A 14593-nucleotide genomic window follows, 5' to 3' on the forward strand; every position below is an offset into this window, starting at 1 on the left:
CACTGAACGTATTCAATGGCTTTTCGTTTTATTTTGGATTCTGAAATAAATTCAAAATTACTTTACTTCTTCGAAGTCTACGTCTTCTACGTTATCTCCTTCAGTTGAAGAACCTGCATCTGCATTTCCTTGCGCACCTGCTCCGTTAGCTTGTGCATCTTGTTGTGCTTTATACATTTCTTCTGAAGCAACTTTCCAAGCTTCATTAATCTTTTCCATTGCAGCATCAATAGCAGCAATATCTTTAGATTCGTGTGCTTTCTTTAACTCTTCTAAAGCAGCCTCGATTGGTTCTTTTTTATCTGCTGATAATTTATCACCAAACTCTTTTAATTGCTTTTCAGTTTGGAAAATCATAGAATCTGCTCCGTTAATTTTGTCTGCAGTTTCTTTTGCTTGCTTGTCTGCTTCAGCATTTGCTTCAGCATCAGCTTTCATCTTTTCGATTTCTTCATCTGTTAATCCAGAAGAAGCTTCAATACGGATGTTTTGAATTTTTCCTGTCGCTTTATCTGCTGCAGATACGTTGATAATTCCGTTTGCATCTATATCAAATGTTACTTCAATTTGAGGAATTCCTCTTGGTGCTGGTGGAATATCTGTTAATTGGAAACGACCAATTGTTTTGTTATCTGCTGCCATCGCTCTTTCACCTTGTAATACGTGAATATCTACCGATGGTTGATTATCTACTGCTGTAGAGAATACTTGCGACTTTTTAGTTGGAATGGTTGTATTTGCATCGATTAACTTTGTAAATACATTACCCATAGTTTCAATTCCTAATGATAACGGTGTTACATCTAATAATAATACATCTTTTACATCACCTGTTAACACTCCTCCTTGAATTGCTGCTCCTAACGATACAACTTCATCTGGGTTTACTCCTTTACTTGGCGCTTTACCAAAGAACTTCTCTACTGCTTCTTGAATAGCAGGGATACGAGTTGAACCTCCTACTAAGATGATCTCATCAATATCAGAAGTTGATAAATCTGCATTTTTTAATGCTGTTTGACAAGGCTCGATAGTTCTTTTTACTAAATCGTCGATTAATTGCTCAAACTTAGCTCTACTTAAAGTTCTTACCAAGTGTTTTGGTCCACTAGCTGTAGCTGTGATATATGGTAAGTTAATTTCTGTAGAAGTTGTACTTGATAATTCAATCTTCGCCTTTTCTGCAGCTTCTTTTAAACGTTGTAATGCCATAGGATCTTTACGTAAATCCATACTTTCTTCAGCATTAAACTCTTCTGCTAACCAGTTGATGATCTTTTCATCTACATCATCACCCCCTAAGTGAGTATCTCCATCAGTAGCTAATACTTCAAATACTCCGTCTCCTAATTCTAAGATAGAAACATCGTGTGTACCACCACCAAAGTCGAATACTACAATTTTCTTATCATCATTCGCTTTATCTAATCCGTAAGCTAATGCAGCAGCAGTAGGTTCGTTAATAATACGACGAACTTTTAACCCTGCAATTTCACCAGCTTCTTTAGTAGCTTGACGTTGTGCATCGTTAAAATATGCTGGTACTGTAATTACCGCTTCTGAAACTCCTTGACCTAAATAATCCTCAGCAGTTTTTTTCATTTTCTGTAATATCATTGCAGAAATTTCTTGAGGCGTGTACATACGATCATCAATCTTTACTCTTGGTGTATCGTTGTCTCCTTTCACTACCTTATAAGGAACTCTATCTGCTTCTTTTTGAGATTCAGAATACTTATTTCCCATAAAACGCTTAATAGAATAAACTGTTTTTGTTGGGTTTGTTACTGCTTGACGTTTAGCAGGATCACCTACCTTACGCTCACCACCTTCAACAAATGCTACAATAGAAGGTGTTGTTCTTTTTCCTTCAGCATTTGGAATTACTACTGGCTCATTTCCTTCCATTACAGACACACATGAGTTCGTAGTACCTAAATCTATACCTATAATTTTACTCATAATCTTTATTTATCTTTTAAAGTTTTTAATTCAATTTTACGAGTAGTAAATAGTCAAAGTGTATGCCAATAAACTTCAGCTATTATTTTGGCAGAAAAAGAAAAGATATCGATAGTTTTTTATGACATAGTGTCATTAATCTATTCCGTTTATATATGAATCGTAGACAAGTTGAATATTTTCGTAGGTGTTTTCAAGTGATTTCTTAACCCCTTCGCTATTTTTAAACGCTACCTCTGTAATTCCTTCTTCTAATTGCGGAGTTAAAACACCTTCATAATTAGAATGCATAAGGTACCAATGTGTTTCTTTTAAGCGATATTCATTTTGCAGTGCGAATAAATGGTACGTAACCAAAAGCTTCCTTTCAATGGTAAGGTTTTCAATACCACATTCTTCTTCTACCTCTCTAATAGCAGTTTCTTCAATTTCTTCTCCTCCTTCAATACGTCCTTTTGGCAAGTCCCATTTATTACCTCTATAAATGAACAAAACATCTTTCTGATTGTTCAAAACCAATCCTCCTCCTGCAACAATTACTTTAAATTTTATTTTGAAAGCCTTCCAAGTTTCAGCTAAATTGTTAGAAAACAAATACAGCCCATTTAATTCCCCTATTTTTAACTTATAAATAAGTTCTTCTATACTTTCATTTTTGTAAATATAAACAGGGTAATTATCTTCATTTTTAAATGAAGTTGTAAAAATTATTGGTTTATCATTGACAAAAACTTTATACATTTGTGCTATGGATTTTAACAAAGATACAGCAAAAAAAACTGCCGAGCTTCTTTTGCAAATTAAAGCTATAAAGCTAAACCCACAAACTCCTTTTACTTGGGCTTCTGGGTGGAAATCACCTATTTATTGTGATAACAGAATTACATTATCGTACCCAACTGTTAGAAATTTTTTAAAAGAGGAAATTGCTAAATTAGTTGAGGAAAAACATGGTAAACCTGATGTCATTGCTGGGGTAGCAACTGGCGCTATAGCTATTGGGATATTAGTTGCCCAAGAGCTAGGAGTCCCTTTTGTTTATGTAAGACCTGAACCTAAAAAACATGGGAGACAAAATCAAATTGAAGGGCATCTTGAAAGTGGACAAAATGTAGTTGTCATTGAAGATTTGATTAGCACAGGAAAAAGTAGTTTAAATGCTGTTAAAGCTTTAAAAGAAGCACATGCTAATGTAAAAGGTATGATTGCTATTTTTTCTTACGGATTTGAAATTGCTACTGATAATTTTAAAAACGATAACGTAGAGCTTACTACTTTAAGTAATTATGAATACTTACTAGAACAGGCTTTGGATAGTAAATATATTACTAGCGAAGAACTTCTTACTTTAGAAGACTGGAGAGTTGAACCTAGCAAGTGGAAACAAAACGAAAAATAACAGCACAATACAATGAATATAGAAGGAAATACAGTAACTGTAAAAAAATCGTCTGAAGATTTATTCAATTTTTTAACCAAACTTGAAAACTTTGAACAATTAATGCCAGAAAACACTCAAAAATTTGAAGTTGATGGTGATAGTTTTATTTTTGGATTGAAAGGAATGCCAGAAATTAGATTGGTTATGAAAGAAAAAACAGAATATTCTAATGTAACTTTAGGTGCTGCCAGCAGTAAATTACCTTTTACTTTAGCTGCTGATATTAACGAAATATCAGAAAACGAAAGTAATGTAACGTTGAAGTTTAATGGTGAGTTTAATGCAATGATGGCAATGATGGTAAAAGCTCCTTTAACAAAGTTTATTAGCACTTTAACTGAGAATTTAGCAAAATTATAAACTGGCAAACGAAACCTCTTTCAAACCAAACTCTTGAATTGTTTCGTTTTCTAACTCAATTTGGAGATTTCCGTTCCTTGAAACTCCAACAATTTTACCCATAAACAAAATGTTCTGATTGTCTTTAAACATCATCGGAACATTTTTTTTATACAACACATCTAAATATGCTTCTTCTAAAAATTGAAATTCTTTTTTATTCAAAAGCTCAAACTTTTCTCTCAACTTAGAAAGAATAGCCTCTAGTAAAATATCTAAATCAATCTCCCTTTCTAAAATCATTTTTATTGAAGAAGCATTGGCTAATTTTTTTGAAAACGAATCTTGATTCACATTCACCCCAACTCCTATTACAGAAGAGCTTATATTACTCCCTCTTAATGAATTTTCTATTAAAATTCCTGCTAGCTTTTTATTTCCTGACAGAATGTCGTTAGGCCATTTTACTTTTAAATCAGGTAGTTTTAGGTCTTTTAACGCTTCATAAACACTAAGGGAAACACAAAAGTTCAGGTACTTATGATTAACTATCTGTAGCTTTGAAAAGCTAGAATACACGCTAAAAGTCAAGTTTTTACCCTCCTCTACAACCCATTCAGAATTCATTTGCCCTCTACCCTTTGTTTGAGTTTTAGCAACTACTACTGTAAAATCATCAATTGACATTTTTGACACCATATTCTTTAAAAAGGTATTAGTAGAGTCAATGGCATTAAGTTTGATTATTTTCATACAGATTTTGTGAGTAAAACAAGTATCAATATTACATAAATTACTCGCAAAAAAATAATAACTTTGCTAAAACTTAATTTTTTTTAATGACAATAAAACAAACAAACACAGACGATCTAATAGCTGTGATTATTAAAGGGATTGATGATGTAAAAGGTGAGGACATCCAACTACTAGATTTAAGAGAAATAGAAAATACTGTTTGTGATTATTTTGTAGTTTGTTCGGGTAATTCAAACACACAAGTCAACGCCATTTCTGGTTCCGTACAAAAAGTAGTAAGTAAAGAACTTAAAGACAAACCTTGGCATATAGAAGGACAAGGCAATTCTGAATGGGTTCTTATGGACTATGTAAATGTGGTAGTTCATATCTTTCAAAAACAAGTACGTGAATTTTACGATATAGAAAGCCTTTGGGGTGATGCTAAAATCACCGAAATTAATCCAGCTTAATTGCTAACTATTTAGACAACTTTTTATGAGTGATAATAAAAAAAACACGCCAAAATTTACCTTCAATTCATTTTGGTTATACATACCTATCTTAGTAATATTATTAGGGTTGAGTTTCTTTAATTCTAGTAACTTAGGATCTCGTAATATTTCTAAAAATGAGTTTACAAAAATTCTTCAAGCTAACGATATTGAAAAAATTGTTGTAGAGAATAATAATGTTGCTCAAATTTATTTAAAGCCCGAAGCAGAAAAAAAAGAAGAACATAAAAAATTAGCTGATTCTCCTTTTTACCGAAGTGGTACTCCATTATACACATACAACTTTGGAGATTTGCAAAATTTCGAAAATGAAATCAACAAAGAAAAAGAAGAGAAAAATCTTGATTTTGACAAAGTAAATATTGAAAGAACTAGTATGATGGATACCATCATCAGCTTTCTTCCTTTTATTTTACTTATTGCTATTTGGCTTTTCTTTATGAGAAGAATGTCAGGAGCTGCTGGTGGTGGCGGTGCTGGTGGACAAATTTTCAACATCGGTAAGTCAAAAGCAAAACTTTTTGATGAAAACACCAAAGTAAAAACTACTTTTAAAAATGTAGCTGGTTTAGAAGGTGCCAAAGAAGAAGTACAAGAAATTGTTGACTTCTTAAAAAGCCCTGAAAAATACACTAAATTAGGTGGTAAAATTCCTAAAGGAGCTTTATTAGTAGGACCTCCAGGTACTGGTAAAACCTTATTAGCGAAAGCTGTAGCAGGTGAAGCTGGTGTGCCTTTCTTTTCTTTATCAGGTTCTGATTTTGTTGAAATGTTTGTAGGTGTTGGTGCCTCACGTGTACGTGATCTATTCAAACAAGCGCAACAAAAATCTCCTTCAATCATTTTTATTGATGAAATTGATGCCATAGGACGTGCCAGAGGTAAAAATAGTATGACTGGTGGAAACGATGAGCGTGAAAATACCTTAAACCAATTGTTAACAGAAATGGATGGTTTTGGTACTGATACTAATGTTATTGTATTGGCAGCAACAAACCGTGCAGATGTACTAGATAAAGCTTTAATGCGTGCTGGTCGTTTTGATCGTCAAATTTATGTTGATTTACCAGATTTACACGAACGTAGAGAAATCTTCAATGTACATATTAAACCTTTAAAATTAGCAGAAAATGTTAATTTAGAATTCTTAGCTCAACAAACCCCTGGCTTTTCTGGTGCTGATATTGCTAATCTTTGTAACGAAGCTGCTTTAATTGCAGCTAGAAAAGGCAAAAATGCTATCGAACATCAAGATTTCTTAGATGCTGTTGATAGAATTGTTGGTGGTTTAGAAAAGAAAAATAAAGTAATTACTCCAAAAGAAAAGAAAGTAATTGCGTTTCATGAAGCTGGTCATGCAACAGTAAGCTGGATGCTTGAACATGCTGCTCCTCTAGTAAAAGTTACAATTGTACCTCGTGGGCAATCACTTGGAGCTGCATGGTATCTTCCAGAAGAAAGAAAAATTGTTCAAACAGAGCAAATGCTAGATGAAATGTGTGCTACTATGGGTGGTAGAGCAGCTGAAAAATTAATTTTCAATAAAATATCTACTGGAGCGTTAAGTGATTTAGAGAAAGTTACCAAACAAGCTCGCGCGATGGTTACTGTTTATGGATTAAATGATAAAGTTGGTAATATTACTTATTACGACTCGTCAGGAAATGATGCTTTTGTTAAGCCTTATAGTGATGCTACGGCTCAAAAAATTGATGAAGAAATTTCTGAAATCATAGAAAACCAATACAAAAGAGCTATTGATATACTGGATCAAAACAGAGATAAGTTAACTGAACTAGCTGAGTTATTACTTGAAAAAGAAGTTATCTTTAAAGACGATTTAGTCAAAATTTTTGGTGATAGACCTTTTGACAATAAAGAAGAATCTAAAATTACAACAGAAGAATAGTTTTATATTTGAATGAATTTTTTCAAAAAATTATTTAAAACATACCAAGAATCATCTAAAGAAAAGGAAATAAATGAACAAATAGTTCATTTATCTTTAGATGATTCCTTTGTTCATAACTTTATTAATAGAGGTGGTAAATTTTTATATTGCACTTCTATTAATGAAGTTACGAATAATTTAAAACACATTTTACAAGAAAACAACTGGAATAAAATTACTTGTACAGATTTTGATTTATTAAAAATTACTGAAAAAATTGATGTAGCGGTACAAAAACATTCCTCTGAATCAATACCTTTTTTTACTTCTTGTGAGCATCTTATTGCTGATAAAGGAGAAATACTATTCTCTTCTAACCAACTAAGCAGTTATAAATTAGCTTCATACTCTAAACATTTTATTGTATATGCTACTACTAGTCAATTAGTGAAAAATACAGGAGAAGGATTAACAGGTATAAAAACACATTTTAGTGGCAACATTCCAACCAACATAAGTTCTATAAAGAATTATAAATTTGAGGTTGATGATGATAATTTTTTAAGTTATGGGAACAATAACACAAAAGATTTATATTTGCTGCTCTTTGAAGACCTTTAAAATATGTCTAATCTTTTAACAAGAACTCTTTCTGCCCTTGTTTATGCTGTACTATTTATTTCTGCTATTCTTTTTTCTGCAGAAACGTATATAGGCTTACTAGCTGCATTTGCTACAGTTTGTATTTGGGAGTTTTCTAAACTTTTAAAACTCAAAAGTCTTATCCCTTATATACTTTTAGCTTACAGCACCTATATCTCTGTACAAAACATAACTTTTAATTATAGCAATATTCTATTTGGAGCTACTTTAACTGGATTACTTATCCTTTTATATTTATTAATAAGCTCTAAACCAATTAAGATGGATTCTTTTGGGCAAAAGGTATTTTTACAAGCTATCTATTTAATCTTGCCTTTTTACTTTCTAATGAATCTTCCTTTTATTAATAGCATCTATAATCCAAATATTATTATTTATATCATTCTTATTATTTGGACAAACGATAGCTTCGCTTTTTTAGTAGGGAAAAACTTCGGAAAAAGAAAGTTATTTGAAAAGGTATCGCCTAAAAAAACAATTGAAGGTTTTATTGGTGGCTTACTATTTTCAATTGTTGCTGGATTTATAATTGGTCAGTACTCAGGAATTTTTTCTACGCTTAATTGGGTAGTTATTTCAATTATTGTAGCTGTGTTTGGGTCTTTGGGTGACTTAGTTGAGTCTAAATTTAAAAGACAAGCCAATATAAAAGACAGTGGTACAATTATGCCAGGTCATGGAGGATTATTAGACAGGTTAGACAGCTTGTTTTTCCTTGCTCCCTTCGTATATTTGTATGTACATTATATAATGTAAACTATCTGCACATTTAACTATCCTACCCCATGGAAGATGATTTAGATTTAAGATTTAAAGAAGCTTATATAAAAGCATCTGAACTAGAGGAAAAACTTCCTCCAGACATTATGCTTAGACTATATGCTTACTATAAACAGGCTGTAAAAGGTGACAGATTTACATTTAACGACAATAGTGACTTACGAAATGCTTTTAAATTTAACGCCTGGATGCAGTTAAGAGGTATGAGCGAAAAGGAAGCTAAAAAAGAATATATTAAATTAGTAAATTCAATCATAAAATAAACCTCATGAAAAAAATCGTTTATTCATTAATTATCTGCTTTACAATTTCTCAAATGATTTCTTGTAAATCAGAAGCTAAAAAAGAAACAGAAACTACAAAAGAAGAAATTAAAACAGAAAAACAAGCTGCATTTGTTTTACAAGATGCTAACAACTCTATAAACTGGGTAGCCTATAAAACTACAGAGAAAATACCTGTTAAAGGGCAATTTCAAAAAGTAAATATTACTGCTGGTGGTGAAGGTAATACTGCTAAAGAAGCAATTAATAATGCTGAATTTTCTATCCCAGTTAGTAGCATTTTTACCTCAGATACTAGTCGAGATTTTAAAATTAAGAAGTTTTTCTTCGGAATTATGGATAAAACGGAGTTACTTTCTGGTAAGTTAGTGTTAGAAAATGACTCTATCGGTTATGCAGACTTAACAATGAATAGTGTTACTAAAAAACTTCCTTTTAAGTATACCTTAAATGGAAAAGAATTTAACTTAAACGCTACCATGAAAATTTCAGATTGGCAAGCTCAAAATGCTTTAGATTCATTAAATACAGCTTGTAAAGATTTACATAAAGGTGCTGATGGTGTTTCTAAAACATGGGACGAAGTAGCCTTAACTATCTCTTCTATTTTTAAGTAAGTAGAGAACTAAATATTAATAAAAAAATCCGAAGTATATGCTTCGGATTTTTTTATTCCAATTAACTTGAACTTTTACAGGCATAGTGTATTAATCAAGCTTTCTTCTTCTCTTCTCTTTCCATTCTTAAATTCATAATTCCTAACATAAAAACATTAAGATGTAATTAACATAAATATTTTCAATTTCAATAGTAAAGCTATTAAATTTGCGATATTAATTTTTATTTATGAAAAATTTACTATCAAATTTGAAAATAGAAATCCCATCAGGAACTTACATTAAAGACCCTCAGACTTCTGATTTAGGAAAAAGAATCATAGAACATAGCATTATATTAATTGAGGATATTGGTTTTGAGAACTTTAACTTTAAAAAGCTAGGTAAGCTAATTGGATCAAATGAAAGTTCTGTATATCGCTATTTTGAAAGCAAGCATAAACTACTGATATATTTAACTTCATGGTATTGGGGTTGGATTCAATACCAATTGGTTCTTGAAACATACAGTATTCAAAACCCTAAAGAAAAATTACTAAAAGCCATTGAAGTAGTTACTAAAACCACTAAACAAGACAGTAATTTTTCTCATGTTAATGAAGTTTTATTAAACTCAATTATCATTAACGAAAACTCCAAATCTTACTTAACAAAAGAAGTAGATATCGAAAATAAAGAAGGTGTCTTTAAGCTATATAAAGAGGTGATAAAACGTTTTGCTGAAATAATATCATTGTATAACAATTCTTACAAACACCCTCTAACATTAGCAAGTACAATAATTGACGGTGCTTTGCATCAACAATTTCTTAAACAACACTTTAAGTCATTAACTAATTGCAATGATAAAACATCACCAACATCTTTTTTTATTAACTTAACCTTAAAAACACTCTCTGATGAAAGAAAATAATCAACTAACCCCTTGGCAGCGTTTTTTAGGCTTAGTAAACCTTGAGAAAAAAGACACATTGCAAATAGCCTATTATGCCATTTTTGAAGGTATTGTAGCTCTATCGCTTCCTTTGGGAATTCAAGCAATTATAAATCTGTTACAAGCAGCTCAAATTTCTGCATCATGGATTGTTCTTATAATACTTGTTACAGGTGGTGTAGCTTTTAGCGGCATTTTGAAACTAATGCAATTTAGGATTATAGAAACGATTCAACAAAGAATTTTCACAAGAGCGTCAATAGAGTTAAGTTATCGATTCCCAAAACTTAAGATGAGTGGATTAAGAAACTACTATCCACCAGAATTAGCCAATAGGTTTTTTGACACTTTAACTATTCAAAAAGGATTTTCTAAGATTTTGATTGATGTTCCATCAGCTCTTATACAAATTATTTTTGCACTACTTCTACTATCATTTTACCATCCCTTTTTTATAATATTTGGCTTATTGGTACTTACATTAATATTCGTGGTATTCAAATACACCGCAAAAAGTGGTTTGGAAACAAGTTTAAATGAATCAAAAAACAAATACAAAGTTGCTCACTGGCTACAAGAAATCGCTCGAACAATCATTAGCTTTAAACTATCTGGTAAAACTAACTTAGCTCTTCAAAAGAGTGATATATTGGTTAATGATTATTTAAAATCAAGAGAAAGTCATTTTAAAGTTTTAGTGATACAATACATCCAAATGATTAGTTTTAAAGTAATTGTTACTGCTGGACTTTTATTTATGGGTGGCTTTTTAGTACTAACCCAACAAATGAATATAGGTCAATTTGTAGCTGCTGAAATTATCATTTTATTAATAATCACCTCTGTTGAAAAATTAATTTTAGGATTGGAATCTTTTTATGATGTCCTTACTTCCATTGAAAAACTAGGTCAGGTTGTAGACAAACCCATTGAATCACAACAAGGCACAAATATTAATAACGACAGACCATTTACTATTGAAGTACAAGATGTTTCATACAATATAAAAACCGAGGACAAACCTATACTGAAAAATATTTCTTTTGATATCAAACCTAGTGATAGAATTCTAATTCAAGGAAGTAGTAATTCAGGAAAATCGAGTCTTATAAAACTTATATCTGGTTTAATAGAACCTACCTCAGGACACATTTTTGTAAATGATTTATCATTAAAAAGCCTTCTTATTAACAATTACAGAGCAAATTTAGGATTATCATTAAACGGAGAAACTCCTTTTGAAGGAACCATAAGAGAAAATATAACTTTCGGAGACGCCTCAATTAGTGATGATAAAATTTATGAAACATTTAAAATAGTTGGATTAACCGAATTCTTAAAACAACAGTCTAAGGGATTAAATACCGATTTAAAACCAGAAGGGAAGCTTATAGGTTACACAGTTGCTAAAAAACTTATACTAGCAAGAGCTATTATAAAAAAGCCTAAACTATTAATTTTAGAAGACCCACTAGATCAATTTGAAAAAGATGAGGCAAATAAAATCATTAATTTTATTACAAACCCTTCTCAGCCATGGAGCTTAATTATCATTAGTAAAAATGAAAATTGGAAAGAAAAATGTAATAAACAAATTACTCTTCAAAAAGGTAGTATCACTAACTTTAAATCATAGGCATCCATGTTAAACATATCTAAGAATAAAATTTCCAATCAAGTAGACTTAACTAAGCTTAAGTCTGGAAAAGAAATTTTCACAAAAGAATACCACAAACGATTTAAAAAGTTCCTGCTTTTCTTTTCACTATTACTACTGATTATATTATTTCTGCCTTGGACTCAAAACGTATCCAGTAACGGAAAAGTTACCACTTTAAAACCAAATCAACGTCCACAAACACTCCAATCTCAAATTCCTGGACGTATTGAAGAATGGTTTGTACAAGAGGGAGATTTGGTAAAAAAAGGAGACACTATTTTAAGAATTTCTGAAATAAAGAGTGACTATTTTGACACTAAATTAGCTGAAAGAACCGACAAACAGTTAAACTCAAAAAATCTATCTGCAAAAGCCTACACAAACAAAATAAGTGCTTTACAAAAGCAAATAGCTGCTATTCAAAACGAACGTATTCTAAAGCTACAACAAGCTAAAAATAAGTTGAAACAAGCTCATTTAAAAGTTAAAAGTGATAGCATTGATTTAAAAGCAGCCGAAATTAAACAAAACATAGCTCAAACACAATTAAACAGAACACTTACACTTCAAAAAGAAGGCTTGAAAGCTGTAAAAGATGTGGAAGAAAAAAGAGCCAAACTTCAAGAACTAACAGCAAAATTAGTCTCTCAAGAAAACAAATTTTTAAGTTCTAAAAATGACCTTATCAATGCTCAATTGAGTATTAGCAGCATCCAAGCTTCTTATATTGATAAACTTTCAAAAGCAGAAAGTAGTTTATACACAGCTCAATCTGATGCTTATGATACAGATGTACAAGTATCTAAATTAGAAACCAGTTTAGCTAATTATAACAAACGTAGCTCTTTATTATATATAACGGCTCCACAAGATGGGTATATCAATAAAACGATAAAATCAGGAATTGGTGAAACCTTTAAAGAAGGTGAACAACTTGTTAATATTATGCCCGCTAATTATGATTTAGCTGTTGAAATGTATATACAACCTATCGATTTACCATTAATACACACTGGTGAAAGTGTTCGTGTTCAATTCGATGGCTGGCCTGCTATGGTATTCAGTGGTTGGCCTAATGTATCGTACGGAACCTATGGAGCTAAAATTGTAGCTATAGAAAACTTCATCAGCAGTAATGGTAAATACCGTGTATTAATTGTTCCTGATAGCAATGACGAACCTTGGCCCAAAGCTATTAGGGTTGGATCAGGAGCTAAAACTATTGCCATGTTAGAAAATGTGCCTATATGGTATGAATTGTGGAGACAACTCAACAGCTTCCCTCCTAACTTTTACCAACCAAAAAACAAAAACGACAACTATAAATCAAAGGAAGATAAATAATGAAAAAACTATATATCATTTTTTTATTTCTGAGCTTTGCTTCCTTTTCTCAAAACGAACTAGCAACTCAGCTGAGTTTAGAAGAATATTTAGGATATGTAAAAAAATACCATCCAATAATAAAACAAGCTGAACTTATTACTAGCACTAACGAAGCTAAATTATTAAAAGCTAGAGGGGCTTTTGACCCAAAAATAGAGGTGGATTATAGCAGAAAAGAGTTTAAAGATACTGAGTACTACAAAAAACTGAATTCCACTTTTAAAATCCCAACATGGTACGGAGTGGAATTGAAAGGTAGTTATGAAAATAATTCTGGTCAATATTTAAACCCTGAATTTAAAACCCCTGAAGATGGTTTATATAGTGTTGGAGTTACTGTTTCTTTAGCTCAAAACCTATTCATCAATAAAAGAATGGCTACCTTAAAACAAGCAAAATTATATGCAAAACAAGGTAAACTCGAACAACAATTATTGGTGAATGATATTTTGTTTGAAGCTATTTCTGCCTATTTAAATTGGCTACAGTACTATCAAAGTTATGATATATATAAAGACTATTATACCAATGCAAACACTAGATTACAAAATGTAATTAAAAGCTTTAAAGCTGGTGACAAACCTGCTATAGACACCTTAGAAGCTAATATTAATTTTAAAAACAGACAACTAGATTTAGAAAAATCGAAAATTAAATATATCAAGTCAAAATTTGAGTTAGCTAATTTTTTATGGATTGGTAACAACATTCCTATGGAATTAAAAGAAAATATGATTCCGGACACCAATACTATTTCTAATATCGATACAATTTTAAACACTTCTGTAAGTGTGTTATTTTCTGATAATTTTGACAATCATCCTAAATTAAAGCTATTAGAACTAAAGAAAAAGAACCTCAATATTAATAAGCAGTTAATGATAAACAATTTACTACCTAAAGTAAACTTTCAATATAACTTTTTAAGTTCTAAAGTAAGTAATTTAGATGCTTTTGATGTAGCCAATTATAAAAACTCACTACAGGTTAGTATTCCTTTATTTTTAAGAAAATCCAGAGGTGATTTAAAACTCGCTAAAGTTAAACTTCAAAATATCAATTTTGAAATTGCTTCAACCAAAGTTTCTTTACAAAACAAGGTAACAGCCACCGAACAAGAAATTGAATCTTATCAGAAACAAAATGATATTTTAAAAAAACTTGTAAATGATTATACAACTCTTGTAAAAAGTGAAGAACGCAAATTCTCTTTAGGTGAAAGTTCTATATTCTTAGTCAATTATAGAGAAGTAAAGCTAATTGAAAGTAAGTTAAAAGAAATTAAAAACCAATATGAATATGCTAAAACAAAAAGCAAATTAATTAAACTACTTGGTAACTTAAACAGTTTATAAAACAAAAAACCGAAGTAAATACTTCGGTTTT

At 31.0% G+C, this 14593-nt stretch carries 15 protein-coding genes; 12 read left to right on the forward strand and 3 right to left on the reverse strand.

What is annotated here, in order from left to right; genetic code table 11:
- Positions 1-57: 57 nt before the first annotated feature.
- The gene (dnaK, locus tag DFQ07_RS08385; RefSeq protein WP_133535845.1) at positions 58-1962 is read right to left on the reverse strand and encodes a molecular chaperone DnaK; all 1905 of its coding nucleotides are present in this window, start codon (positions 1960-1962) and stop codon (positions 58-60) included.
- Between the two features lie 135 nt (positions 1963-2097).
- Positions 2098-2703, reverse strand: a complete 606-nt coding sequence (locus DFQ07_RS08390) for an NUDIX hydrolase (protein ID WP_133535846.1) — start codon at positions 2701-2703, stop codon at positions 2098-2100.
- A gap of 7 nt (positions 2704-2710) precedes the next feature.
- On the opposite strand from DFQ07_RS08390, the gene pyrE reads away from it, so the two are divergent.
- Both pyrE and DFQ07_RS08400 read left to right on the forward strand, forming a co-directional pair.
- The gene (pyrE, locus tag DFQ07_RS08395) at positions 2711-3361 is read left to right on the forward strand and encodes an orotate phosphoribosyltransferase (RefSeq protein WP_133535847.1); all 651 of its coding nucleotides are present in this window, start codon (positions 2711-2713) and stop codon (positions 3359-3361) included.
- 12 nt (positions 3362-3373) lie between these two features.
- The gene (locus DFQ07_RS08400; protein ID WP_133535848.1) at positions 3374-3763 is read left to right on the forward strand and encodes a Rossmann-fold NAD(P)-binding domain-containing protein; all 390 of its coding nucleotides are present in this window, start codon (positions 3374-3376) and stop codon (positions 3761-3763) included.
- Here DFQ07_RS08400 and DFQ07_RS08405 read toward each other — a convergent pair.
- Positions 3758-4495 carry a biotin--[acetyl-CoA-carboxylase] ligase gene (locus tag DFQ07_RS08405; RefSeq protein ID WP_133535849.1) on the reverse strand — a complete coding sequence of 246 codons (738 nt, stop codon included), beginning with the start codon at positions 4493-4495 and terminating at the stop codon, positions 3758-3760. The genes DFQ07_RS08400 and DFQ07_RS08405 overlap by 6 nt on opposite strands.
- A gap of 86 nt (positions 4496-4581) precedes the next feature.
- Between DFQ07_RS08405 and rsfS the strand changes: the two genes are divergently transcribed.
- The 10 genes from rsfS (at position 4582) to DFQ07_RS08455 (ending at position 14562) form a co-directional block, all read left to right on the forward strand.
- The gene (gene rsfS / locus DFQ07_RS08410; protein ID WP_133535850.1) at positions 4582-4950 is read left to right on the forward strand and encodes a ribosome silencing factor; all 369 of its coding nucleotides are present in this window, start codon (positions 4582-4584) and stop codon (positions 4948-4950) included.
- Between the two features lie 25 nt (positions 4951-4975).
- Positions 4976-6901, forward strand: a complete 1926-nt coding sequence (gene ftsH / locus DFQ07_RS08415) for an ATP-dependent zinc metalloprotease FtsH (protein ID WP_133535851.1) — start codon at positions 4976-4978, stop codon at positions 6899-6901.
- 12 nt (positions 6902-6913) lie between these two features.
- Complete coding sequence (locus DFQ07_RS08420) at positions 6914-7504, forward strand: LUD domain-containing protein (protein WP_133535852.1); 591 nt, start codon at positions 6914-6916, stop codon at positions 7502-7504.
- 3 nt (positions 7505-7507) lie between these two features.
- The gene (locus DFQ07_RS08425; protein ID WP_133535853.1) at positions 7508-8302 is read left to right on the forward strand and encodes a phosphatidate cytidylyltransferase; all 795 of its coding nucleotides are present in this window, start codon (positions 7508-7510) and stop codon (positions 8300-8302) included.
- A 29-nt stretch (positions 8303-8331) separates the two neighbouring features.
- Positions 8332-8589: an acyl-CoA-binding protein gene (locus tag DFQ07_RS08430; protein WP_133535854.1), complete on the forward strand. Its 258-nt coding sequence runs from the start codon at positions 8332-8334 to the stop codon at positions 8587-8589.
- Positions 8590-8594: 5 nt separating this feature from the next.
- Positions 8595-9227: a YceI family protein gene (locus tag DFQ07_RS08435; RefSeq protein WP_133535855.1), complete on the forward strand. Its 633-nt coding sequence runs from the start codon at positions 8595-8597 to the stop codon at positions 9225-9227.
- Positions 9228-9456: 229 nt separating this feature from the next.
- The gene (locus tag DFQ07_RS08440; protein WP_133535856.1) at positions 9457-10140 is read left to right on the forward strand and encodes a TetR/AcrR family transcriptional regulator; all 684 of its coding nucleotides are present in this window, start codon (positions 9457-9459) and stop codon (positions 10138-10140) included.
- The gene (locus tag DFQ07_RS08445; RefSeq protein ID WP_133535857.1) at positions 10127-11797 is read left to right on the forward strand and encodes a peptidase domain-containing ABC transporter; all 1671 of its coding nucleotides are present in this window, start codon (positions 10127-10129) and stop codon (positions 11795-11797) included. Before DFQ07_RS08440 ends, DFQ07_RS08445 begins: the two co-directional genes overlap by 14 nt.
- A 6-nt stretch (positions 11798-11803) precedes the next feature.
- Positions 11804-13165 (forward strand): HlyD family secretion protein, encoded by a 1362-nt coding sequence (locus DFQ07_RS08450; RefSeq protein ID WP_133535858.1) that lies wholly within the window; start codon positions 11804-11806, stop codon positions 13163-13165.
- Complete coding sequence (locus DFQ07_RS08455; RefSeq protein WP_133535859.1) at positions 13165-14562, forward strand: TolC family protein; 1398 nt, start codon at positions 13165-13167, stop codon at positions 14560-14562. Before DFQ07_RS08450 ends, DFQ07_RS08455 begins: the two co-directional genes overlap by 1 nt.
- Positions 14563-14593 lie beyond the last annotated feature (31 nt).

This window comes from Tenacibaculum caenipelagi, from assembly GCF_004363005.1.
GTDB classification, from domain to species: domain Bacteria; phylum Bacteroidota; class Bacteroidia; order Flavobacteriales; family Flavobacteriaceae; genus Polaribacter; species Polaribacter caenipelagi.

Bases quoted from the DNA above. Each gene is read 5' to 3' on its own strand.
- dnaK (WP_133535845.1), bottom strand. From the start codon at position 1,962: ATGAGTAAAATTATAGGTATAGATTTAGGTACTACGAACTCATGTGTG.
- DFQ07_RS08390 (WP_133535846.1), bottom strand. From the start codon at position 2,703: ATGTATAAAGTTTTTGTCAATGATAAACCAATAATTTTTACAACTTCA.
- pyrE (WP_133535847.1), top strand. From the start codon at position 2,711: ATGGATTTTAACAAAGATACAGCAAAAAAAACTGCCGAGCTTCTTTTG.
- DFQ07_RS08400 (WP_133535848.1), top strand. From the start codon at position 3,374: ATGAATATAGAAGGAAATACAGTAACTGTAAAAAAATCGTCTGAAGAT.
- DFQ07_RS08405 (WP_133535849.1), bottom strand. From the start codon at position 4,495: ATGAAAATAATCAAACTTAATGCCATTGACTCTACTAATACCTTTTTA.
- rsfS (WP_133535850.1), top strand. From the start codon at position 4,582: ATGACAATAAAACAAACAAACACAGACGATCTAATAGCTGTGATTATT.
- ftsH (WP_133535851.1), top strand. From the start codon at position 4,976: ATGAGTGATAATAAAAAAAACACGCCAAAATTTACCTTCAATTCATTT.
- DFQ07_RS08420 (WP_133535852.1), top strand. From the start codon at position 6,914: ATGAATTTTTTCAAAAAATTATTTAAAACATACCAAGAATCATCTAAA.
- DFQ07_RS08425 (WP_133535853.1), top strand. From the start codon at position 7,508: ATGTCTAATCTTTTAACAAGAACTCTTTCTGCCCTTGTTTATGCTGTA.
- DFQ07_RS08430 (WP_133535854.1), top strand. From the start codon at position 8,332: ATGGAAGATGATTTAGATTTAAGATTTAAAGAAGCTTATATAAAAGCA.
- DFQ07_RS08435 (WP_133535855.1), top strand. From the start codon at position 8,595: ATGAAAAAAATCGTTTATTCATTAATTATCTGCTTTACAATTTCTCAA.
- DFQ07_RS08440 (WP_133535856.1), top strand. From the start codon at position 9,457: ATGAAAAATTTACTATCAAATTTGAAAATAGAAATCCCATCAGGAACT.
- DFQ07_RS08445 (WP_133535857.1), top strand. From the start codon at position 10,127: ATGAAAGAAAATAATCAACTAACCCCTTGGCAGCGTTTTTTAGGCTTA.
- DFQ07_RS08450 (WP_133535858.1), top strand. From the start codon at position 11,804: ATGTTAAACATATCTAAGAATAAAATTTCCAATCAAGTAGACTTAACT.
- DFQ07_RS08455 (WP_133535859.1), top strand. From the start codon at position 13,165: ATGAAAAAACTATATATCATTTTTTTATTTCTGAGCTTTGCTTCCTTT.